This window comes from Campylobacter lari subsp. lari, from assembly GCF_013372185.1.
GTDB classification, from domain to species: domain Bacteria; phylum Campylobacterota; class Campylobacteria; order Campylobacterales; family Campylobacteraceae; genus Campylobacter_D; species Campylobacter_D lari.
On record NZ_CP053830.1, the window covers coordinates 1,416,689 to 1,440,544 of the forward strand.

Annotated in this window: 16 protein-coding genes and 1 tRNA gene; 8 read left to right on the top strand and 9 right to left on the bottom strand. The window is 29.9% G+C overall.

What is annotated here, in order from left to right:
* The first annotated feature begins 31 nt into the window (after positions 1-31).
* From CLLT_RS07420 to CLLT_RS07445, 6 genes are all read left to right on the top strand, one after another.
* Positions 32-1,177, top strand: coding sequence for a Cj0814-related protein (locus CLLT_RS07420; protein ID WP_074692919.1), 1,146 nt, complete (start codon positions 32-34; stop codon positions 1,175-1,177).
* Between the two features lie 122 nt (positions 1,178-1,299).
* Positions 1,300-2,478, top strand: a complete 1,179-nt coding sequence (locus tag CLLT_RS07425) for a NifS family cysteine desulfurase (protein ID WP_012662174.1) — start codon at positions 1,300-1,302, stop codon at positions 2,476-2,478.
* Between the two features lie 10 nt (positions 2,479-2,488).
* Positions 2,489-3,460, top strand: a complete 972-nt coding sequence (locus CLLT_RS07430; RefSeq protein ID WP_012662175.1) for an iron-sulfur cluster assembly scaffold protein NifU — start codon at positions 2,489-2,491, stop codon at positions 3,458-3,460.
* Positions 3,461-3,540: 80 nt separating this feature from the next.
* The gene (gene nhaA, locus CLLT_RS07435; RefSeq protein ID WP_012662176.1) at positions 3,541-4,701 is read left to right on the top strand and encodes a Na+/H+ antiporter NhaA; all 1,161 of its coding nucleotides are present in this window, start codon (positions 3,541-3,543) and stop codon (positions 4,699-4,701) included.
* Entirely contained in the window at positions 4,698-5,852 is a 1,155-nt protein-coding gene (nhaA, locus tag CLLT_RS07440) for a Na+/H+ antiporter NhaA (RefSeq protein ID WP_070257311.1), read from the top strand. The genes nhaA (CLLT_RS07435) and nhaA (CLLT_RS07440) overlap by 4 nt, the downstream gene beginning before the upstream one ends.
* Positions 5,853-5,908: 56 nt before the next feature.
* Positions 5,909-5,983: transfer RNA gene (locus CLLT_RS07445), tRNA-Glu, on the top strand.
* A 217-nt stretch (positions 5,984-6,200) separates the two neighbouring features.
* On the opposite strand, the gene CLLT_RS07450 is transcribed toward CLLT_RS07445, so the two are convergent.
* The 6 genes from CLLT_RS07450 to CLLT_RS07475 are packed head-to-tail and all read right to left on the bottom strand — an operon-like array spanning position 6,201 to position 11,105.
* A complete protein-coding gene (locus CLLT_RS07450; RefSeq protein ID WP_074692920.1) occupies positions 6,201-6,827 on the bottom strand; it encodes a trimeric intracellular cation channel family protein in 627 nt (208 codons plus the stop codon).
* A gap of 34 nt (positions 6,828-6,861) precedes the next feature.
* Entirely contained in the window at positions 6,862-7,905 is a 1,044-nt protein-coding gene (locus CLLT_RS07455; RefSeq protein WP_070257313.1) for a Cj0069 family protein, read from the bottom strand.
* Positions 7,906-7,959: 54 nt separating this feature from the next.
* Positions 7,960-9,048 (bottom strand): chorismate synthase, encoded by a 1,089-nt coding sequence (gene aroC, locus CLLT_RS07460; protein WP_074692922.1) that lies wholly within the window; start codon positions 9,046-9,048, stop codon positions 7,960-7,962.
* A complete protein-coding gene (gene rnc, locus CLLT_RS07465; RefSeq protein WP_012662181.1) occupies positions 9,045-9,713 on the bottom strand; it encodes a ribonuclease III in 669 nt (222 codons plus the stop codon). Before rnc ends, aroC begins: the two co-directional genes overlap by 4 nt.
* Positions 9,706-10,146 carry a ribonuclease HI gene (rnhA, locus tag CLLT_RS07470; RefSeq protein WP_070257317.1) on the bottom strand — a complete coding sequence of 147 codons (441 nt, stop codon included), beginning with the start codon at positions 10,144-10,146 and terminating at the stop codon, positions 9,706-9,708. Before rnhA ends, rnc begins: the two co-directional genes overlap by 8 nt.
* A complete protein-coding gene (locus CLLT_RS07475; protein WP_070257319.1) occupies positions 10,143-11,105 on the bottom strand; it encodes a hypothetical protein in 963 nt (320 codons plus the stop codon). Before CLLT_RS07475 ends, rnhA begins: the two co-directional genes overlap by 4 nt.
* 74 nt (positions 11,106-11,179) lie before the next feature.
* Between CLLT_RS07475 and dnaG the strand changes: the two genes are divergently transcribed.
* Both dnaG and CLLT_RS07485 read left to right on the top strand, forming a co-directional pair.
* Complete coding sequence (dnaG, locus tag CLLT_RS07480; protein WP_070257321.1) at positions 11,180-12,967, top strand: DNA primase; 1,788 nt, start codon at positions 11,180-11,182, stop codon at positions 12,965-12,967.
* Positions 12,968-13,032: 65 nt separating this feature from the next.
* On the top strand, positions 13,033-14,016 hold the full coding sequence (locus tag CLLT_RS07485) for an argininosuccinate synthase (protein WP_074692923.1): 984 nt from the start codon (positions 13,033-13,035) through the stop codon (positions 14,014-14,016).
* Positions 14,017-14,039: 23 nt separating this feature from the next.
* On the opposite strand, the gene CLLT_RS07490 is transcribed toward CLLT_RS07485, so the two are convergent.
* From CLLT_RS07490 to CLLT_RS07500, 3 genes are all read right to left on the bottom strand, one after another.
* Positions 14,040-16,124, bottom strand: a complete 2,085-nt coding sequence (locus tag CLLT_RS07490) for a methyl-accepting chemotaxis protein (protein ID WP_012662186.1) — start codon at positions 16,122-16,124, stop codon at positions 14,040-14,042.
* A 175-nt stretch (positions 16,125-16,299) separates the two neighbouring features.
* Positions 16,300-18,504, bottom strand: a complete 2,205-nt coding sequence (pbpC, locus tag CLLT_RS07495) for a penicillin-binding protein 1C (RefSeq protein ID WP_074692925.1) — start codon at positions 18,502-18,504, stop codon at positions 16,300-16,302.
* The gene (locus CLLT_RS07500; RefSeq protein WP_074692926.1) at positions 18,501-23,786 is read right to left on the bottom strand and encodes an alpha-2-macroglobulin family protein; all 5,286 of its coding nucleotides are present in this window, start codon (positions 23,784-23,786) and stop codon (positions 18,501-18,503) included. Before CLLT_RS07500 ends, pbpC begins: the two co-directional genes overlap by 4 nt.
* Positions 23,787-23,856: the final 70 nt, after the last annotated feature.

Sequence of the window (23,856 nt, forward strand, 5' to 3'; positions counted from 1 at the left end):
AAAATAAGCAATATTTTTAAAGAGAAGAGTTATGTTTGTAAATTCTAATGTCAATCCGTATCAGAATTTTGCAAATTATCCTTTTGCAAAGACTGGACATGCGGAAGAAAAAAAAGAAAATACCAATATTAAAAGTGATTTACTTGATATAAAGGGTTCTAATTTAGACTATGAAGCAAGCTATGCAAGCGAGTTTGGTTTTAGAATCAATGAGCAAGGTTTTTTTGAAAAAGATCTTAATAAAACGGCTGCTTTGCCTCTTGATTATGATATTAATATAAAAAGCATAAGAGAAATTTCAAAGCAACTTATAAAGCTTGATGAAAATTTAAACTATAACAAAATAGACTTACCAAGACTTTTAAACACATATCATAATACACTTAAAACCATCAATCATGAATTTCAAAAAAGTGATAATAATTTTTTAAATAAAGCACAAATTTCAGAATTAAATCAAGGCTATAGTTATACTTATGAAGGAAAAATTTTAAAAGTTTACGAAAATGCCAAAAGTTTACAAAATGCAAAAGAAACAAATAAAAATCTAAATACCTTAATGCTTGATAACAAAATAGGAGACTTTGCATTCAATGCGAGCATTGAAAACACAGCTAGTAATCCTATCATAAGACCTTATCTAAATCAACAAGGCGAAGTTTCTAAAAGTGGATTATTGCTTAATTATATTTATCATGATTTAAAAGAACAAAATAATCAAAAGACTAGTTTCTTTTTATCTCCTATTGAGTTAGATATGTCTTCTAATGTAAATTTTCAAAAACTCATGAGAGGTCAAATGAGCATGCAAGATTATCTAAGTGAAAGCAATAAAGAAAAAATGAGTTTTGATTTATATTTATATATCAATGGAGTAGATAAAAACAATACTACAGAAGATAAACTTTCAGTTTTCTTTCAACAATACATCAACTACCAACACAGTATCAACATGCAAGAATTTGCTAATTCAAGTTCTATTTATAGTCTTTATAGCGAGCAAATTAGCAAAGATTTTGAAGCTTTAAAAAAAGAATTTAATCAAAATGATTCTAATATCGATCTTGAAAAAATTAATACCCAAAAAGAACTTTTAGATACTCAATTTTTAGAAAATCGCAAAAGACAAGCAAGCATTAATAAAATTTTACACTCATATTTAAATGCAATGGCTTAACTTGTGCTAAAATAATAAAAAATTTTACACAAGTTAAACCCATTTGGTTTAATGTTAAATTTAAAATTTTAGTGTATATTAACAAAAAAGATAAAAATTATCCTAATTAAAGGAGTGTAATTTTGAAAGTATATTTAGATAATAATGCAACAACTAAGTTAGCACCAGAAGCTTATGAGCTTATGAAACCTTTTTTTGAAGAAAATTATGGCAACCCAAATAGTCTTCACCAATGGGGTAGCGCAACTCACCCTGCTTTAAAAGAAGCTATGGATAAACTTTATGCAGGACTTGGGGCAAGTGATTTAGATGATATCATTATCACTTCCTGTGCTACAGAGAGTATCAACTGGGTATTAAAAGGTGTGTATTTTGATAGAATTTTAAATAGCGATAGAAATGAAGTAATTATTTCCAGTGTGGAACATCCTGCAGTAGCAGCTAGTGCTATGTTTTTAAAATCTTTAGGAGTAAAAGTCATAGAACTTGGTGTTGATCATGAGGGTGTTTCTAGTGTAAAAGATCTAAAAGAAGCTATTTCAGATAAAACTGCCCTAGTAAGTATTATGTGGGCAAATAATGAAACAGGAATGATCTTTCCTATAGAAGAAATGGCTCAAATTACTCATGAATACGGAGCATTATTTCACACTGATGCAACTCAAGCTGTTGGAAAAATCAAGGTTAATTTTGCAAAAGCTGGGGTTGATTTTGCTTCATTCTCTGCACATAAATTTCATGGTCCAAAAGGCGTAGGTGGGCTTTATATCAAAAAGGATATAGAATTAACCCCGCTTTTACACGGTGGTGAACATATGGGAGGCAGAAGAAGTGGAACCTTGAATGTGCCATATATTATAGCAATGGCAGAAGCTTTAAGAATAGCAAATACTATGCTTGATTTTGAAAACTCACACATTAGAAGATTAAGAGATAAATTAGAAGATTTAATTTTAGCTATGCCTGATACAAGTGTAGTTGGAGATAGATCAAGAAGGGTTCCTAATACCATCTTAGCAAGCATTAAAGGCGTAGAAGGTGAGGCTATGCTTTGGGATTTAAATAAAAATGGTATAGCAGCAAGTACTGGTTCAGCCTGTGCTAGCGAAGCACTTGAGAGCAATCCTATCATGGAAGCAATTGGTGCTGAAAATGATTTAGCTCATACTGCTTTAAGACTTTCTTTATCAAGGTTTAACACAGAAGATGAAATTGATTATGCAGCAGAGCAAATAAAAAAAGCAACGCAAAGACTTAGAGCAATCTCAAGTACTTATGCATACAAGCCTGATAATATTTAAAGGATAGAAAATGGCAAAGAATAATTTAATTGGTGGATCAATTTGGGATGAGTATTCCCAAAAAGTACAAGATAGAATGAATAATCCTCAACATATGGGTGAATTTACACAAGAAGATGCACAAAAAGCAAACGCAAAGCTTATTGTTGCAGATTTTGGAGCTGAAAGCTGTGGTGATGCGGTTAGGCTTTATTGGTTAGTAGATGAAAAAACTGATAAAATTATAGATGCTAAATTTAAAAGCTTTGGCTGTGGTACAGCAATAGCAAGTAGTGACACTATGGTTGATCTTTGTATAGGTAAAACTGTAGATGAAGCTGTAAAAATTACCAATTTAGATGTTGAATTTGCAATGAGAGATAACCCCGAAACTCCTGCAGTTCCACCTCAAAAAATGCACTGTTCAGTTATGGCTTATGATGTTATCAAACAAGCCGCAGCACATTATAAAGGTGTTGATCCTGAGGATTTTGAAGATCAAATTATAGTTTGTGAGTGCGCTAGAGTAAGCCTTGGAACCATCAAAGAAGTAATCAAACTAAATGATTTACATACAGTAGAAGAAATAACGCAATTTACCAAAGCAGGTGCTTTTTGTAAATCTTGTGTTAAGCCTGGAGGGCATGAGAAAAAAGATTATTATCTTGTAGATATTTTAGCTGAAACTAGGGCTGAAATGGAAAGAGAAAAACTAAAAGATCAAAGTAAAACAGATATTGCTTTTGATGATATGACTATGGTTAAGCAGCTAAAAGCAGTAGAAGCTGTTTTAGATAGCGATGTGCGTCCTATGCTACATGGTGATGGTGGAGATTTAGAAGTAATTGATATACAAAAAAGTGAAAATAAAAATATAGATATATACATACGCTATCTTGGAGCATGCAGTGGTTGTTCAAGTGGGAGTGGTGCAACCTTATATGCTATAGAAAATATCTTACAAGAAGAACTTAGTCCAAATATACGCGTTATACCTGTTTAAGCAGTTTTTCTGCTTAAACTTTAAATTCAAGCCTTTTTATGTTAAAATAACATATTAATAAAAAATTAAAAAGGTTATTTATGCAAAAACTTCAAACCTTTGTTAAAAGTGAAACTTTCCCTGGTGTTTTGCTAATATTTTTTACCGTACTTGCACTAATTTTACAGAATAGTTCTTTAACGGATCAATATACCAATTTTTTAAATATTCCTTTTGGCTTTCAAGCAGGAAGTTTAGAAATTTTCAAACCATTGCTTTTATGGATTAATGATGGCCTTATTGCAATCTTTTTCTTTGCCATAGGACTTGAATTAAAATATGAAGTAACAAGAGGACAACTCAATAGCATAAAAGCTATGTCATTACCTGTATTTGCTGCACTTGGTGGTATGGTAGTACCTGCTTTGATTTTTGCATTTTTTAACTATAAAGACCCTTTTGCTTTGCAAGGTTGGGCTATACCAACGGCTACTGATGTGGCTTTTGCGGTTGGCATTTTAATGCTTTTAGGCAAAAGAGTACCTACTTCTTTAAAATTATTTTTACTCTCTTTAGCAATTTTTGATGATTTGGGCGCGATTATTGTGATTGCTTTATTTTATACAAGCGAACTTTCAGTTTTTGCTATGATTGCTGCTTTAGTGTGTATTCTAGCGCTTTATTTGTTAAATCATTTCCATGTTACCAAAAAATCTTTTTATATCATCATAGCTATAGTATTTTGGATAAGTATGCTAAAAAGCGGGGTGCATGCAACTTTAGCAGGTGTGATTACTGCTTTATTTATACCACTTCAAACAAAAAGTGGTGAGTCTTTTTTAAAAGAAATAGAACATGACTTAGCGCCTTGGGTGAGTTATTTCATCTTGCCTATTTTTGCTTTTGCAAATGCGGGAGTTGATTTAAAAGACATGGATCCAAGCTTTATGTTTTCTTCAGTTAGCTTAGGTATTATCTTAGGATTATTTTTAGGAAAACAAATTGGAGTATTTTTATTTTCATATATTAGTATAAAACTGGGCCTAGCAAAACTTCCACAAAATGTTAATTTCAAACAACTTTATGGGGTTTGTATACTCACAGGTATAGGTTTTACTATGAGCTTTTTTATAGATGGCCTAGCTTATCAAAATAGTGATATTTTTGCATATTCAGACAAACTTGCAATTTTAATAGCTTCATTATTAAGCGCTATAGTTGGATATGCCTACTTAAAACTTATTTATAGTTTTAAAAAATGAAATTAAGAAATTTCCAAAACTTTTTATCACTTGAAATTTTAGGAGGATTGTTGCTTTTATTAGCAACAATCTTTGCCTTGCTACTTAAAAATAGTCCTTATGGACAACACTATATGGATTTTTTAAGTGTGGAAATGGGTGTAAAAGTGGGTGCTTGGGAACTTTTTAAGCCTTCTTTATTATGGATTAATGATGGTCTTATTGCAATCTTTTTCTTTGCCATAGGACTTGAATTAAAAAAAGAATTTGTTCAAGGAGAGTTTAAAACTCTTAGTAATATTACCCTACCCTTAATGGCTGCTATAGGCGGTATAGTTGTACCTGCTTTGATATTTTGTGCTATCAATTTTAATGATGCTTATGTTTTAAAAGGTTGGGCTATACCAACGGCAACTGATACTGCATTTGCCCTAGTTATACTTGCAATGCTAAAACAACGCATACCAAGTTCTTTGAAAATATTTTTAGTATCTTTAGCGATTTTTGATGATGTAGGAGCTATTTTAATCATTGCTATTTTTTACACAGGGGAACTTTCAACTTTAGCCTTTTTTGTTGCCTTTTGCTGCATTGTGGGTTTGTTTTTACTTAATCGCTTGAGCAATGAAAGAAAATCATTTTATTATATACTTGGAGCATTACTTTGGCTTAGTGTGCTAAAAAGTGGAGTACATGCAACTTTAGCAGGTATCATCACAGCTTTATTTATACCTGTATATACAAAAAACAATCACGCTTTATTAGAAGAAATCGAGCATGGTTTAAAATTTTGGATAGCTTTTATAATACTACCACTTTTTGCTTTTGCAAACGCAGGGGTTGACCTTTCAAAAATTGAAGCACATATGCTATTTAGTGGTGTGAGCGTAGGGATTTTCTTAGGCTTGTTTATTGGAAAACAACTAGGTGTATTTGGCTTTGCTTATATGGCAATTAAACTTAAACTTGCAAAGCTGCCAAAAGATGCTAATTTTAAACAACTCTACGGAGTTTGTATACTCACAGGTATAGGTTTTACTATGAGCTTTTTTATAGATGCTCTTGCTTATGAGGTAAGTGATATATTTAATTTTGTGGATAATTTTGCTATTTTGCTAGCTTCCCTAGCTTCAGGTGTATTTGGTTATTTTTACCTGCGTTTTATAAAATAATTAAGTTTTTTTTAAATTAAATAAGATATAATTTCATTTCTTAATTAATTTTAAAAGGCCCATTCGTCTAGCGGTTAGGACATCGCCCTTTCACGGCGGTAACACGAGTTCGAGTCTCGTATGGGTCACCACTTCTAACTTCTAATTACAAAAATATCAAAAATAATAATTTTCCATAACTAAACTTAATTTACAACCAATACATCAAATAAATATTCTAGAAGTAAAAAATATAAATAAATTTACCTACTAACAAGCTTGTAAGATTTTATAAAAAATATGGCGGAATTTTATTGAAAATATTATGGATAACAAAACTCATCTTTTAAGAGTTTATAAGATAGAATTTTAACTTTCTTTATTTTCTCCATCTTTAAAAGAAAATATAGGCAAACTTAAACCATAATATATCGCCAAAAGTCTTGCTATGGTTCCCACAATCAATGAAGCAAGAATTACCCACAACTCATCTACACCCAAAATATACAATATATAATACAAAGCCCCTGTTAATATAGCAACACCTGCATAAATTTCTTTTTGAAATACAAGAGGGATTCTAGCGCATAAAATATCTCTTAAAATTCCACCAAAAACTCCAGTAATCACAGCTGCACTCACAGCTATAATAAAACCATGTCCCATTTGTATTGCAATTTGTGCGCCTAAGACGCTAAAAACAACCAAACCTATAGCATCTAAAATCAAAAAAAGTTTTTCAAGTCTTATAACATATTTAGCAATTTTTGTTGTAATCATAGCTGCAACACAAATTAAAATCACATATTCAGGAGTTTTAATCCAAGTTAACGGATGATGATCAAGTAAAATATCTCTAATAGAACCTCCGCCAATTGCAGTTACTAAAGCTATAAATATCACTCCAAAAAGATCCATTTTATGCCTTCCTGCAGCAATAGCTCCTGTCATCGCATCAACAGTAATTCCGATAATATAAAGTATAGTTAAAAGCATAATGAGTTTAAAAAAACCCTTGTTAAAACAAGGGTTAATTTTTACTTACAATATCAATGATATTTTGAGCTACTTTTTTAGCAATAGGCTCAACAAATTCAGCAGGAGAGGTAAATCCTACGCAAGAGCAATTAATCTCACCTAAAACATATTTATCTTTACCATTCTCATCCGTATCTAAGATAAAATCAGCAGTCCAAATCAAAGGTATATCATAATTTCCAAGTTTTGAGCGAATTTCTGGTAAAGTAGCCAAAAACCAATCAACCAATCCTTGCCAATCTTTTGGCTCATCATATCTATATTTTGCACCCGAAAAAAGTGTCGCAGAGAATGCATCAGCACCTTCGGCTGGCTTTTTATGCACTACATAAATTGGAGTGTGATAAAGCATTAAAATTCTAATTTCACCTTCTTTAATACGAGGCAAGAAAGTCATATCTACAAGCATTCCATTATCGCCAACGATGTATTGCTCGCAAAAGTCCATAAACTCACCAAGTTCTCTTTCTTCTGTATGATTATCTTTAGCTTCTGTGCATTTGATTTTTGCATTTAATGGCACACTTGTAGCTCCTGCTGGTAGCTCATCCATCAATCTCACACGCCATATTCCCTCACCTGTTGAACCACGATTTTGTTTTAAAACTCTCTCGCCTTTTGCTAAAGTTTTTGGAAAACTTTCTTTAAAAGTTTTAATATCATAATATGCGTAAGTATCTTCAGGTACCAAAGCCGTTTTATTTAGCTTAGTTAACGCATCTTTAGCGCCATACCCTATCATAGCATCAGGATGAGGCATGCCTATAACACCATTTGCACAAAGTTTTCTTAGCATGTCAAAATATTCATTTTCTTCTTTTAAATTTCCAGGGTTAATTCTAGAAACATAAGCATCAGCGTTATTTTTTACATATTCATAAATTTCATCTTTTTTATCTACTTCAAAAAAGATTACCTCAGCATTCCAGCCTTGTTCTTTTAAGGCATTTACCATAGGCATAGTATCTTTTCTATGACCATCTTCACCTTTGTCACTACCACCTCTAACTTCAAAAAACACAATATTTTTTTTCATATTTCTCCCTTTTTAAAGATATTTTATCATCATATCTAAATAAGTATTAAATTTTTATTTGTTTTTTCCATAAACTCGTTGTAAATTTTGCAAATTTGAGCTTGCATTTAAAAGCAAAGCATCAGCCATACAAATTGCTACCATAGCATTTATCACAATACTACCTCTTATACCCACACAAGGATCATGTCTGCCTTTTAACTCGTGTATAATATTTTCTCCTTGGATATTTTGCGTTTGTTGGGGTAAAAATATAGAAGGAGTTGGCTTAAAATATGTTTTTATGTCAATAAAATCCCCATTAGAAATTCCGCCTAAGATCCCACCACTATGATTGCTTAAAAACACTCCATCTTTTAACTCATCATTATTTTGACTTCCATACATATAACTACTTTGAATACCACTTCCTATTTCTATAGCTTTAACCGCATTTACCCCCATAATCGCATGAGCAAGTTTAGAATCAAGCTTATCATACAAAGGCTCACCTAAACCTTTGATAGGATTTTTCACTCTAGTAAAAACTCTAGCACCTATGCTGTTTTTTGCCTTTTTAGCTTTTAAAATTTCATCTTTAAAACTTTGCTCTAAATTCTTATCTAAAGCATAAACTTCACTATTTTTAGCACAGTTAAAATCAAACTCATCATTACTAAGTTTGCTATCAATACTTCCTACTCCAAAAACTCCGCTCATTATCTCTATGTCAAATTCCTTTAAAAGCATTTGCGCCAAAGCTCCTGCTGCTACTCTTGCTATACTTTCTCTAGCACTAGCCCTTCCACCACCTCTATAATCTCTAATGCCATATTTGTGATAATAAGTAAAATCAGCATGTGCAGGACGAAATACATCTTTTTCATAATCTTTTGAGCGTGTATTTTCATTATATACCAAAACACTTATAGGGGTTCCTGTTGTATAACCCTCAAAAACCCCACTTAAAACTTGAACTTTATCTTCTTCTTTTCTAGGAGTGCTAAATTTATTTTGACCTGGTTTTCTTTTATCTAGCATTTCTTGCAAAAAATCAAAATCAAATTTCACCCCTGCTGGCATACCATCTATTACACAACCTATGGCTTGACCATGAGATTCGCCAAAACTTGTAAATTTAAATCTTATTCCAAAGCTATTCATAGTTTTCCTAATTTCTCAAGTGCGATTTTAGCACATTGTTGCTGGGCTTCTTTTTTGCTGCCTGCTATTGCTCTTGCAAATTCTTTTCCTTGAATTTTTATAGCAATTTCAAATTGTTTTTTATGATCAGGCCCAAAAGCATTAACTACTATATACTCAGGTGTTCCTGCCATATTTGCTTGTGTGATTTCTTGCAATTTTGTTTTATAATCTTTAAACAAACTTTGTGTGTCAATATGTGGATAAACTTCATTAAGTAAATTTAATGCTATATTTTTAGTTTTTTCAAAACCTATTTCTAAATACATAGCTCCCATTAGTGCTTCAAAAGCATCTGAAAGTATAGAAGGCTTATTGCGTCCATCGTTATTTTCTTCTGCAATAGACATAAATATACACTCTCCAAGATCAAGCTTTTGTGCTAAATTTGCAAAAGATTTTTCATTGACTAAAGCTGCTCTGAGTTTGGAAAGATTTCCTTCTGATTCTTTTTGAAATTTAAAAAACAAAAACTCTCCTACCACTAAATCCATCACTGCATCGCCTAAAAATTCTAATCTTTCGTTATTATAAGGCTTTTTGTAACTTTTATGCGTTAATGCCTCTATGAGTAATTGTTCATTTTTAAAGTGATAATTTAATCTTTCTTGAAGTTTTTTAAGCATTATTTAGCCTCTCTTCTTGAAGTTTTAAAGCTGCATTTCTTGCCAATTCATCACAACGCTCATTTAACTCATGACCATTGTGTGCTTTAACCCAAAAAGCAGTTATTTTATGATCTTTAGCCACTTCTAAATACTCTTTCCAAAGGTCAATATTTTTCTTACCTTTAAAATCTTTTTTTATCCAGCCCTCAAGCCATTCATTAATGCTTTGTACCATTAAATTTGAATCTGTATATAATTTTACCACACATGGTTCTTTTAAGGCTTTTAAAGCCTTTATGATAGCCATTAATTCCATACGATTGTTTGTTGTATCCTCACATGCCCCGCATTGTTCTTTTGTGTGATTTTTATAAGTTAAAATATAAGCCCAGCCACCAAAACCTGGGTTATTTAAACAAGAACCATCGGTGTAAATTTCAATATTTTTCAAGTTTTTACCTCATAATAAATCTTGCAAGTATTAAACTCATAACAAAATGGACAATGATAAAAAAACAAAGGATTTTGATTTTTACAATTATCGCAAATATAATTAAAAGTTAATTTGGCATTCAACTCATGGTCATTTAAAATTTTTAAAATTTTTAATTGCTTATTTTTAATCACAATAGCTGTATTAGTTAAATTTTTAGCATAAAAAAACTCATGATATTTTTCATCAGCTAAATTTATCGCTTCTTTGCATTCATCAAGCAAATCAATAATATTTTCAAATTTAGGCATTTGAGTAAGTTTTTCTTTATAATGTAAAAAACAAAGTCTTAAAATACACTCATTATCTTTTGAAAGGGCTAAAATTTCTTTTATTTTTTGTTCTTGTTCTTTGGAATTTGCTTGAATTTTCAAAGCTTTTATCAAAGCTTTTTCTATATAGATATTTTCCCCAAGTTCAAACAAACACTCTAAAACCTCTAAAACCCTATCATATTGTTTTAATTTTAAATAAACTATTTTTAAAAGTTTTAGGCTTTCTTTGTTGCGTGCTTTGATTTTTAATGCATTTAATAAAGCCTCTACACTACGCTCCAAAAATCCTGCTTTTAAATAAACTTGCGCTAAAGAAAAAAAGATAAATTCTTTTTGGCTAGCCTCATTTGATTTTTGCAAAGCTATAAGATAAATTCCTACAGCTTTTTCAAATTCTCCACTTTTAGTGAAAATTTGGGCTAAAAAATTTAAATTTTCTATGCTTAAATTCGCGTTTTTTAAGAGTTGTTGATGGGTTGAGTTGATTTCAAATTTTTTAACAAAACGATCAAGCTTGCTTTTTTGATCTTTACTTGCAAAAAACCGCCATATATAGTGCGAACTTGCAATGACAAAAACCAAAGCAGTCAAAACAATAAGACCAAATAAAGGATCGCGGTATTCTACAAAGAAAAAATCCATAATCTTGCAACTTAACTTTCAAATTTATAACAATTATAGCTAAATGCTTATATAATTTTCTTTAAGGTTTTAAAATGATAGAACAAACTAGTATAGAACAGCTTTTACAAAAAACAGACATTGTTGATATCATAGCTCATTATGTGGAAGTAAAAAAACAAGGCTCAAGCTATGTGTGCGTATGTCCTTTTCATGATGATAAAAATCCTAGTATGCATATAAATTCTATAAAGGGCTTTTACCATTGTTTTGCTTGCAAGGCTGGTGGAAATGTTTTTAAATTTGTAATGGATTATGAAAAATTAAACTTTGTTGAAGCGGTTGAAAAGGTTGCTTCATGGAGTAATTTTTCACTGACTTATACCTCGCAAAAACAAGAAAATAAAAAATCAATCACTCATATACTGCCTATTTTAAATGCTTTTTATAAGCAAAATCTAAGCAAAAACAAAGACGCTCTTGCTTATCTTTATAAAAGGGGTTTAAATGATGAAGATATTAGAACCTTTGAACTAGGCTTTGCACCAAGTTCTAATGAAACTTTAAGATTATTAAAAAATGAAAATATTAGCGAAGATGAAGCCTTAGAAGCTGGCGCTATAAAACAAAACGAGAATGGGATTTATGCAAGTTTTATCAACCGCATTACTTTTAGCATTTATGATCATAAAAATTTACTCATAGGCTTTGGTGGTAGAACGCTAGATGAAGCTAATATGGCAAAATATGTCAATTCTCCTCAAAGCAAATTATTTGATAAATCAAGAATTTTTTACGCACTTCATTTAGCAAAAGATGAAATTTATAAAAAAAAGGAAATGATAATTTGTGAGGGTTATATGGATGCTATAGCCTTTCATAAAGCTGGTTTTAAAAATGCTGTAGCGATTTTGGGAACAGCTTTAGGGGAAAATCACATACCTTTGATAAAAAGATTACAAGCTAGAGTAATTTTGTGTTTTGATAATGATAATGCAGGCCTTAATGCTGCTGTGCGTTCAGCACATTTACTAAGCTTAGCAAAAATTGATGGAAAAGCAGTTTTGATAGAAGGTGGGAAAGATCCTGCTGAACTTGTAGCAAGTCATCAAGAAAAACTTTTATTTTCTATATTAGAAAAAGGTATAGAACTAGGCGAATTTTATATAAGAAATTTAATCACTCATTTTGATTTAAACTCAGCATTAAATAAACAACAAGCCTTAGAAGAAGTGCAAAAATACACTTTTAACCTTGAACCTTTAATAGCAAATTCTTACACAAATTTAGTAGCAAATCTTTTAGGCGTAAATATACAAGATATCAAGCTTTCTAAAAATACAAGAAAAAATACAAACTTCATTAATCCTATAAAACAAAGCAAAATCAACAATATAAGCGAGTTAGAGCTTTTGAAATTTTTATATGAAAATAATGAAACCATAGAGCTTTTTAAGCTTTTAAGCACAAAAGAATATTTTTTACACCAAGATATTACTAAGGCTATTTTAGAGCAAAAGAACTTTGAAGATCCTAACATAAGAGAGCTTTATGAATTTGAAAATATCAAAAACTTAAGCAATTTAGAAGAATTTTTATATGCTATTTGCAAGATCAACCTTGCATATTTTAATAAATTAAAAAGTTTAAATTTAAAACAAGCTTTTAAAAAACAAATTTATAATTTACTCAATCAAAATTTAGAGAAAATCAAAAAAAGCTATCAAAATGATGAAGTTTTTTTAAACCATTTGCTAGAAGTTTTAAAAAGTGTGCATTTTTTAGATGATGAGGAGAGTTTGGAATTATTTTTAAATAGACTACAAAAAAACATCAAAGACAAAAAAGCAATTCATTATAATATTGAAGAAGAAGTTTTTTAAATAAAAACTTGTACAAAAATTAAAAAATATTCATTACAATATGCCAAAAATTTAGAAAGGAAAAAATGAAAGCGTTAGCACTTTTTAGTGGTGGGCTTGATTCTATGCTTGCTATAAAACTAATTACTTCTCAAGGTATAGAAGTTAAAGCTTTAAATATCAATATAGGCTTTGGTGGTACTAGCGATAAAAGCGAAATTATGGCAAAGCGTGCTGCTATAGCAGGAGCTAGTTTTGAAATGATAGATGTAAGAAATGCTTATTTACAAGAAGTTTTATTTAGTCCTCAATATGGATATGGAAAGCATTTTAATCCTTGTATTGATTGTCATGCTTTTATGTTTAAAACAGCTCTTTCGATGTTAAAAGATGAAAATGCAAGTTTTATCATCACAGGAGAAGTAGTTGGTCAACGCCCAATGAGCCAAAGAAATGATGCTATGGCAAAGGTTAAAAAACTAGCTCTTGATGAAGAGGATTTAATCTTGCGTCCAATGTGTGCTAAAAATTTACCTTTAACTAAACCAGAACGCGAGGGTTGGGTTGATAGAGAAAAGTTAGAAAACATAAGCGGAAGAAGCAGAAAAAGACAATTAGAACTTGCTGCAAAATTTGGCTTTGAAGATTTTGAAAGCCCAGGTGGTGGATGCTTGCTTACACTTGAGAGTTTTTCAAACAAAATCAAAGATTTCATTAAATTTGATAAAAATATGCAAGTAAATGATGCCCAGCTTTTAAAATACGGACGCCACTTAAGACTTCCAAATGGATCTAAAATGATAGTAGGTAGAAATGAATTAGAAAATCAATTTTTAAAAGAATTAAAAACTCAAAAATATGAAGAATTAAAACTTTTTGATTTAATCGGTGCTTATTCTTTGGTAGATGAAAGTATCAATCCGCAAGATCTTGAACTTGCTCTAAGCATAGCACTAACTTATGCTAAAACCCAAAATAATACAAAATATAAAATAGGCTTTAAAGATAAAATTTTCCAAAGTATGGCTTTTGAAGATAAAAATAAAATTCAAGAGTATTTTATAAATTAAACTACCCTTTAAAGGGTAGTTTTTTAGAATTTCTTTCTTCTAACCTCTGCTACAATATCAGCTGACATAGAATCAACTTCATTAGCTACAGAATTAGTCGCATGAGCAATTTGTGAGTTTTCTTTAGTTAAACCATCTATCACAGATACCGCTTGATTAATTTGCGAAATTCCTAAAGCCTGTTCTTTAATACTCTCACCCATTTCATTAATAGATTGAACTAAGATATTAGTATTAGCTTCTATTTCACCTAAAGACTTTTGAGTTCTTTCAGCTAAATTTCTAACTTCATCAGCAACAACAGCAAAGCCTCTACCATGCTCTCCAGCTCTTGCAGCTTCAATAGCAGCATTTAATGCAAGTAGGTTAATTTGATCAGCTATATCTCTAATAACATCTGTAACTTCTTTAATATCGCCACTTTGTTTTATAACCTCTTCAGTTCTTGCTGCTACGGCATTCATAGAAGCACTCATTTCTTCAACCGCAGCTGCACTTTCTTGCAAAGAATCAGCCTGTTTTTGAGCGCCATCATTAAGTTTTAAAACACTTTCTTTTAAAGCGTCGGCTTTAGTTTGAAGCATTTCACCTTGTTTTAATGAAGCTTGAAGCATTTTTTTAATCTCTTGACCTACAGAATTCAAAGCAAGTTCTATTTCGCCTTGCGCATTTTCAAGATTATCTGAAAAATCAAGATTTTTAAAGCTTGCAAAAACTCTTTGAATATCATTTAAATCTTTACCGATTTTTTCTTGCATATCATCTAGCATTTTATTTAATACTTCTTTTAATTCCACAAGTTTAGGATTTACAGGATTTGCCTGTATTCTTTGATCAAAATGGCCTTTTTCTATTTCATTAGAAACTTCTAGTATATCTTGAACAGTTGCATCATCTTTTTCCAAGCATGATCTAATATGTTGAACATTTTCATTGATCGCACCAGCCATTTTTCCTATCTCATCATTAAATCTAGGAACAACTACCTCCACATTTGGAATTTCATGATTTAAATATCTAAAAAATTTCATCATATGCTCTTGTAATCTAGCAACCCTTGAAGTTACAATATTTTTAATTACAAAACCTAAAACCAATATAATGAAAATAATCCCTACAGCCCCGCTAAACAATATTATATCTCTTAAATCTGTTATTGGTTTAAACAAAGTTTTAGCAGGAGCAACCGCTAGCATAGACCAATAAATTCCAGTATTTGGATAAACTTCAAATACCCTAATAGCTCCATGATATTTATCACCATTATCTGCTATATAATCAAGATTTTGCACAGTAACACCCTTAGTTAATTCTAAAACATTTTTTGCATTTGGATTAACATCTACGATATTTTTTGCAAGAAAGTCAACATTTGTATGAGTTGCCACAAATCCACCATTTGAAAGCAATATTCTTCTATCACCTTCATAAACTGATCTTGTATGGTGATTAAAGTCATCTGCTAGCAATTTTAAGTCAAATATCATACCAAGAACACCTAACACCTTACCTCTTTTATCCATCAGTGGCGCAGCTATATTCGAGCCAAATATTTTTTCTCCATTGATATTAAACCATCGAGGCTCTCCAAAATATAATTTATCACCTTTTAAAATATGAGAAATTCCTCTTAAGCGTGTGATATCTGAACTTGCTTCCAATACAGTCATGCCTCCAGGATTTTTCACATCCAAATCCCTCATTAAAACCATAAATTCATTTTTATTTGTAAAATATTTACTATCTAAACCCATATTTTTGTAAGTTGAGCCATCTTTTAAATAATAATAACCATAAGCAATGGTTGGATTTGCATCAACAGTTTCACCAAGAATATTTTCTATTCTTTTTTCAGATATTGGACCTTCTTCTAATAAGGTATTAAAAATCTTTTGTGTACCAGTAGCTGAAACAAAAAAAGATTTTATAGTAGATTCAGCAGTGTTTGTGTATCTAAACACTGATGTTATAAGGGTTTTATTAATTTGCCCAGTTAGAGTTTCGGTTGATTTTTGAATAATGAGCAAAGACAACCCGCCTAATATAATGACAACAGTCACCACAGTTATAGCAATAACTTTTGTACCAAGTTTTAATTGCTTCCACATTATAACACTCCTTGAATATAATGAAATACTTTTTATAATTATAAAAATTTATTATTAAAAAAAAATAAAAAATTTATTTAAAATATAGAATATATTAAATATTTATTTTTTTACTTAAATATCTATAAATTAATATATCAAAGATATTTTGTAAATAAATATGCATATTTTATATTTAAAATATATTAAAAATAGAAAAATCATTATATCCATTTTCACTAATAATATTAATAGTATATTTACCTTTTTTTAAATTTAAGGCTAAAGATTCTTCCTTGCCTTCAAAAATTAGTTCTTGATTTAAATACCAAAAAAGTTTTTCTTTTTTTGGGTTTGAAATTTTAACAAGCAATTTTTGTTTTGATTTTAAGTCTTTTGGCAAGATGATATTAAGGTTATTTAATGGATATATGATTTTTAATTTTTGATTAAAACTTGGTAAATTGTGTTTTTCTTTTGCAAAAAATGCTTGCGCATGAGAAGGTAAATTTAATATAATCTTTTTCTTTGCATGGATGAAATTTTCATCTAAAGAATTAATTTCTTTGTTTTTATACATAAAAACTTCTTTTAAAAATGGTGAAGTTCTTAAAACATTTGCGCTTTGTGGATAAAGTACCTCTTTAAAGTCAAATTTATAATCATATCTATATCCTGTTTGATTTTCAATTTTGATAGAAACTAAATCATTAGGTTTTTCAAATTCTAAATTCAACCCATCAAGTAAAGATAAAAGCTCAAAAAACAACTCTCCTGCTATACTCACACCATATAAATTTGCATTTGCCTCGCCATTAAAATTTCCAACCCATACTCCTAAAGTGTATTTTGGAGAAGTTCCTATAGCCCAAGCATCTTTTCTACCATAACTTGTGCCTGTTTTCCAAGAAATGATAGTATTAAAATCATATTGCCTTAAACCTGTTCTATCTAAATCCTTTAAGGTTTGTAAGGTTAAAAAGCTTGCTCCATCACTAATAAGTTTCTTATCTTTTTTAATAAATGCATTTTCTTCATATAAAAGCTCTTTAAAATTTCCATAATTTCCAAGTCCTAGATAGATTTTTACCATATCTTCTAAACTAAATTCTTTTGTGCCCAAAATCAAAGAAAGTCCGTATTTTTTAAAATTTTCATCTTCAAAATCTAAAATATCTTTGAGTTCATAAAAAAACTTCTCATACCCATATTCTGCAAGTAAGCTTACAAAAGGAACATTAAGTGATTTTTGCAAAGATTCTTTTGCGCTAATAAAACCATGGTATTTTTTACTTGCATTTTGTGGAGCAAAGTTAGAAAAAAATGTAGGTACATCAAGCATTAAAGATTCAGGCACTATAAGTCCCTCATCTATGGCAAAAGCAAAAAGCAAAGGTTTTAAGGTTGAGCCCACACTACGCTTTGCTATCACCCCATCAACTTGACCAAAACTTGCAAAATCATAAAAATCATTAGAGCCTACATAAGCTAAAACTTTATTTGTTTTGGTATCTACTAATAATATAGCTAGATTTTTTATGCCTTTTTGTTGTAGTTTATAAGAATATTCTTTAGCCTTTTCTTCAAATTTAATTTGAATTTTTTTATCTATACTAGAAACGATTTGTTCTTTATCTGCTAAAAGCTTACGCGCTAAATGTGGAGCTAAGTTTTTTCTTGCTTTAAAACTAGGAAGTTTTTCAGCCTTTGCAAGAGTTAAAATATCTTTAGAAAAATATCCCTTTTCAAAAAGCCTATCAAGCAAAGCATTGCGTTTTTTTAAAAGTCTATCTTTGTTTTTTTCAAGATTAATTAAACCTGGATTATTAGGAAGCACAGCAAGCAAGGCTGCTTCACTCCAAGTAAGATCTTTTAAATCTTTTTCAAAATAAAACAAACCCGCACTTGCAACACCCACTAAATTTCCTCCATAGGGAGCATTGTTTAAATAAAGCTTTAGAATTTCATCTTTTTCACAAGCACTTTCTAAAGCAAAAGCTTTGATGATTTCGTTAAATTTATTAAAATATGTGCGTTTATTTTGCTCTAAAAGTTTAATTGTTTGCATAGAAATTGTACTTGCACCACTTCTTTTGCTTGAAAAAAGATTATTTTTAAAAGCTCTTATAAGCGCTAAAAAATCTACTCCATAATGAGAATAAAAATTTTTATCTTCATACAAAATAACTGCACTTTTTAATTTTTGCGGTATAAACTCACTCTCTAAATGCCATTGTTCGTTAGAATCTAAAAATACACTAAGAATTTCTTTGTTTTTATCCAGTAAAACCTTGCTATAAGTGCCTTTAAACAAATCCTTGCTATCAAAACTAAAATAAACTAAGCCTATGTAAAAACATAGGCTTAAAAAGCATACTGCAAGGCTTATTTTGATTTTCACTGCACTACTTTGACTCTTTTACTCTCACTTAAAGCTTTATAAGCATTATCATACATTGCTTCAGCATAAGCTCCGCTCAAAGTATAAACACCCGGAGTAACAGCACTTAATTTCACAAAAAATTCTCTTGATTCATCAGAATATAAAGGAAAGAAATACATGATTTTATCATCTCTTATATCGACAAAATCATAATAAGAATTTTTTACAAAATCAGGAGTTTCATCATCTAAAAGATCATGTACTATCTCCCATCCACTTGGTAAAATTTGAGTTAAAGCTATATTAGAAGTGCCTGGATAATTTTTATTTGATATTTTTAATTTCATATAAAAAATTTGAGAACTTTTTATAGTGCTTTCATCTATTTCATTTCCATTTTCATCATAAAAACTTCTTTCTATATACATACGCTGCGCAAAAGGTTTAGCAATACCTTTTTTAATACCCTCTACTCCAAAATGCACAAAAGTATCTTCTTTGGCTTCTATCAAAGCGCTGCCTTGATTAAACTCAAATTTAGAAAAACTCGTATTGAGCTTTTTATCCTCACCATTAATTTTTACACTTGCATTGATAGTTTTAGAGCTTTCATCGCTAAAACTATTTGCCAAAGCATATAAAGCATAACCTGTGCTTTGAGTGCTAAGCCAAGCTTGGCTTTCTAAAGTTTTTTTAATATCATCTAATAATTCATCATTATCTTTGCCATAAATTATTTTATACGCATTTGCAATAATAGCTTCATCTCTTAGAAAAGATCCATAAGTATGAGTATAATTAGCTTTTTCATCAGGCTTTGTGCTTAAATTTTTAGCCATATTTAAAGCTACCTCATCAAAACCTGCTAATTTATAAGCTGCACTAAGTTGCCAAAGACTTACATTATTTAGGCTTTGCAAATAAGTACTATCTTCATAAATGGCATTCATTATGCTTAAATTGGGTTCTTTGGCTAGAGCTAAAAGATATAAAGAATTTATTCTAATTTCTTTATTTGTTTGAGCTTTTAAAACATAGCGTTTTTGATAATCAAGCCATGCTTTAAACATTCCCTCACTCACATAATAGCCTCTTTCTTTAGCTAAAATCATAAACATACCCGCATAATTACTTCCCCAAGCATCAGAATCTTTAAGTCCTTGCCAATAAGCAAAACCACCATTAGCAGTTTGAAAATTTGCGTATTTACTTAACAATGCATTGATATTGTTAATATTTTTTTGCTCATTTGCCCCTTGATCAAGTTTTTGTAAAAAAAGTTGCGGTAAAACTGCTGAAGTGCTTTGCTCTATACATCCATAAGGATAATTTTGCAAGTATTTTAATCTATGATTTATATTTAAAATAGGCTTAGAACTCACACTTAAAAACGCCACTGGGTTAATATAATCTTGTGTGATTTTAAATTCCATAGAAGTATTTGCAGGAATTTTAAAAGATTTTCCCTCATAAGTAATGGTATTTAGCGCTTTTATATCAATTTGCGTATTTTGAGTATAACTGTAGTCTTTTGCATTTAAACTTAGCTCTATTTCTTCTACTCCAAGCTTATTTGAATTTACTCTTGCATTAACATAAATATCTTTGCTTTTTTCATTACCAAAATCAATTAAAATTTCATCGTTTTCAAAATTTATGAGTGAATTTTTTGTTTTTAGTTTAAGTTTTGCATTTTTTACATCATCATCTACTTTAAATACTTGCACCAAAAGCTTAAACTCATCATCAAGTCTTAAAGCCCTTGGCAAAGTTTCAAGCATTACAGCAGGCGCGCTAACTTGGATATCTTTAAAAGTGCTACCAAAACCTGCTAAGTTGTTTGCCACTACCATAACCCTAACCGAACCTAAGTATGATGGCATATTAAATTTTAATTTTGCATAACCATTTTCATCACTTTGTGCTGGCTCTTGAAACAATACAACAGGCTTAAAGCGTCTTGCTTTTTCATCATTTTTGCTTTTATTTGCCCTACTTTCTAAGAAAACATCACCACCCGTAGTCAATACCTTAGAAGCATTAGAAATATTTTTAGCAATGATTTTATCATAGGTATCATATATACTCATGTTAAAGCGTGTTTTTTGGTAAAAATACCCCCAAATATCTGGGGTTTTAAAAGCATTCACATCAAGCAAGCCCTCATCTACAATAGCGACGGTATAAGTATAACTTTGCCTGTTTTTGCTTTGAATTTCTACTTCAAAATCTTGTTTTGGCATGATTTTATCTGGCACTTTTAAATCAAGTTCAATTTTACTTTGCTCATCTACTACATTCAAAGGCACCACACCAAAAAGTCTTAAGGCTCTATCGTTAGTGTATTGATTATAATCTTGAAGTAAAATCACACTCACATAAACATTTGGCATATATTCTTTAAGAATAGGAATTTCAACCTTTGTAATATCTTCATGCGTATCCATTACAAAGCGTTTTAAAACCTTTGCATTATCATTTAAAGTAACAATGGCTTTTGCACCCTTAACACTTTCAAACTCTACAAAAGCTGTTTCATTTGGTTTGTATTCTTTTTTATTGCTTTTGATCTTTAAAGAACTCACTATATCAGCATTACTTGGCGCACCAAAACTACTAACATAAAAAAACTCTCCTGTGCTTGTTTTACTTTGTACATCTTCAAGCTCTATAAACATTTCACCATGATATTCTTTTGGATCAAATTCTATTTTAACCGGTTTGTCCTTACTTAAAATACTTCCTTGAGTAATGATTTGTGTGTTTTTATCTTTTTTGAGTGATTTTAAAAAATCATCATAATTATCATAATCCCACCACCAAGAATAATCATTTGCATAAATAGTATATTTAATCTCCCTATTTGCCACCAAATTCTCATCTAAATCACTCACAATAGCTTCAAAATTGATAATAGAACCCGAGCTTAAATAGTGATTTTTTAAACGCTTAATACCCACAAAATATTCATGCAATATCACTTGTGAATTTACGAGTGCTTCAACCGATCTTGAACCTTTTTCAAAAACCCTAACCCTTATACTAGCTTCAAGATTATAGGGGGTATTTTTTAAAAAGTCATTTAAAGTAAATTCTTGTTTTGCAAAGCCATTTTCATCTAGCATACCTTTTAAATTATCTTGATATTTTTGTACTAAAACACTAGGATTTGAAAAAATATATTCTGGATATTTTGAATTTTTATATTCTTTTTTATTCACAAATAAATCAGCTTGATATTGTAAATTACTTGCTGGTGTTCCAAAAAGATATTTTGAGCTAATATTAAAATCTAATTTTTCATTTTCTTTTATACTTTTTGGAGCTTGCATGGATATTTTTATACGATTTGGCACTATATTTTGCACTAAAATTTCTTTATCAAAAACCACATTTGCAAATTCTACTCTAGCTAAATACACTCCACTTAAAGCTTGTTGATCAAGTGAAATTTTTTTATAAAAAGTTCCATTACTTAAAGGATCAAGCTTGATTTTATCCAAAAGCTTTTTATTGCGTGAATCAAAAAAACTTAAAAATATAGGATGATTAACGACTCCCTTATCATTTCTTGCAACCATAGTTAAATGGATATCATCACCTGGTCTATAAACCCCTCTTTCTGTGTAAATAAATACTTTATTTTGAGAAGTTAAATCAAAACCATCAACATCAAAACCATCATATAATAAAGGTGAACTTAAGCGTAAAATAGAAGCTTGTTTATCTTTTGAAGCAATGATAAATAAAGCTTTTGACTCATCAATATCATCAAAAACAGCCAAACCATTATCATCACTCATTTTAGAAGCTAAAATTTGATTGCTTTTGCTAATCACATCAACCTTAACCCCACCTAAAGTCTTTTGTGTGGTAAAATCTCTCACATCTACAAAAAGCTTTTTATTTAAATTTTGAGCAATTAAAGCTATATCTGAAAAAATTAAGTTCTTACTTACTTTTGCTTTTTGGTTAAAAAATCTATATTTTTTCCAACTCTCCATTCCCTCATCAAAAACATAATCAACATCTTCTTCTTTAAAATAAAGCTTGACTATAAACACACCACTTAGATCTTTTAAACCATCTAGCACTATCTCATTTTCTTGCCATTGATTTTTAATATTTTTTATATCAAAATCTTTTTTTAACACTACTTCACTAGTATAATCACTCTCTGAAAAAATATCACTATCATAATCGCTTAAATTTTTAGCACCTTGAAGATTTTTATATCTTAAATATTCACTTAAGTTATTTGAAAATACTTGATAAACCTCCAAATGAACTTTTTTAACATTCATACTCTTAAAAGCTATTTTTTTATTTGCTTTGCTAGATAAAAACACTCCTTGATTTGTAAAACTTATAGCAGGCTCATAGTCTTTTAAACTTACTTGAGTTTTGTAATTTTCTTTTGTACTAATTCCATCAGCGCTTTTAATCCCTTGAGTAAGTTGAATTTCATAGGTTTTATTTGGGGAAAAATTACCTGTAAGCTTGATTTTATTTCCAAAAGCTAATGCCTTAAAATCAACTTCTGGAGTAATAAAAATCAATTCTTTTAAATTCTGATCTTGTGAAATATTTTGAGAAAAAAGTAATTCTATGTTTTTATTAACTATATTTGCATTTTGAAAAACAAATTCACTCTTTGCAAGCAAAATATACTCTAAATCTATATTGTTTTCTAAGCCTAAAACATTTTTATCAAAAACTACTTTCACATTAGTATTAGTATTTTTGATACTCAGTGCTTTAGAATATATACTTGCTATATCACCTTGGATGATGATTTTATCTATTTGAATTTCTTTTTCTTGTGTAGTAATTTTAATGGCTTTTAATAATTCATCTTTATTAAGAGTATAAAAACTTTGAATATTTAAAAGCAATACACTCTCATCATTAGAAATATTTTGAAAATATCCTTTAATATCTAGTTTTTCAAAAGGAGTTTGAACTTTTAATTGCACTTTTTCATTGGCTAAAATATCATTTAAATCTATAAAAATATCATATGTTTGATTTGCTTTTAAAGCTGTAAAAATATTTAATCTTGTAGGCGCTTCAAGCTCATATTTTACTTTTGTCTTTTGATTATTAACAATAATTTCTCTTTCTTTTATGACGCCTATTTCTTGATTAATAATATTAGTATTAAACTCTATAAAAATACTTTGTGTGTTTTCATTAAAACCATAAGCTCTTATAACAGAACTTTTATCTTCATTTTTAGAGCAAGCAAACAATAAACTTGCAAGTAAAAATGCAAAAAAACAATGTAAAAACCCTTTCATAAACGCCTCATTTTGGTAAATTTTTTAAATTATATCTAAATTCACTCTTGCTTCACTCAAAAAATTATAT

Coding starts and splice junctions, on each gene's coding strand:
- CLLT_RS07420 (WP_074692919.1), top strand. CDS start 32: ATGTTTGTAAATTCTAATGTCAATCCGTATCAGAATTTTGCAAATTAT.
- CLLT_RS07430 (WP_012662175.1), top strand. CDS start 2,489: ATGGCAAAGAATAATTTAATTGGTGGATCAATTTGGGATGAGTATTCC.
- nhaA (WP_012662176.1), top strand. CDS start 3,541: ATGCAAAAACTTCAAACCTTTGTTAAAAGTGAAACTTTCCCTGGTGTT.
- nhaA (WP_070257311.1), top strand. CDS start 4,698: ATGAAATTAAGAAATTTCCAAAACTTTTTATCACTTGAAATTTTAGGA.
- CLLT_RS07450 (WP_074692920.1), bottom strand. CDS start 6,827: ATGCTTTTAACTATACTTTATATTATCGGAATTACTGTTGATGCGATG.
- CLLT_RS07455 (WP_070257313.1), bottom strand. CDS start 7,905: ATGAAAAAAAATATTGTGTTTTTTGAAGTTAGAGGTGGTAGTGACAAA.
- aroC (WP_074692922.1), bottom strand. CDS start 9,048: ATGAATAGCTTTGGAATAAGATTTAAATTTACAAGTTTTGGCGAATCT.
- rnc (WP_012662181.1), bottom strand. CDS start 9,713: ATGCTTAAAAAACTTCAAGAAAGATTAAATTATCACTTTAAAAATGAA.
- CLLT_RS07475 (WP_070257319.1), bottom strand. CDS start 11,105: ATGGATTTTTTCTTTGTAGAATACCGCGATCCTTTATTTGGTCTTATT.
- dnaG (WP_070257321.1), top strand. CDS start 11,180: ATGATAGAACAAACTAGTATAGAACAGCTTTTACAAAAAACAGACATT.
- CLLT_RS07485 (WP_074692923.1), top strand. CDS start 13,033: ATGAAAGCGTTAGCACTTTTTAGTGGTGGGCTTGATTCTATGCTTGCT.
- CLLT_RS07490 (WP_012662186.1), bottom strand. CDS start 16,124: ATGTGGAAGCAATTAAAACTTGGTACAAAAGTTATTGCTATAACTGTG.
- CLLT_RS07500 (WP_074692926.1), bottom strand. CDS start 23,786: ATGAAAGGGTTTTTACATTGTTTTTTTGCATTTTTACTTGCAAGTTTA.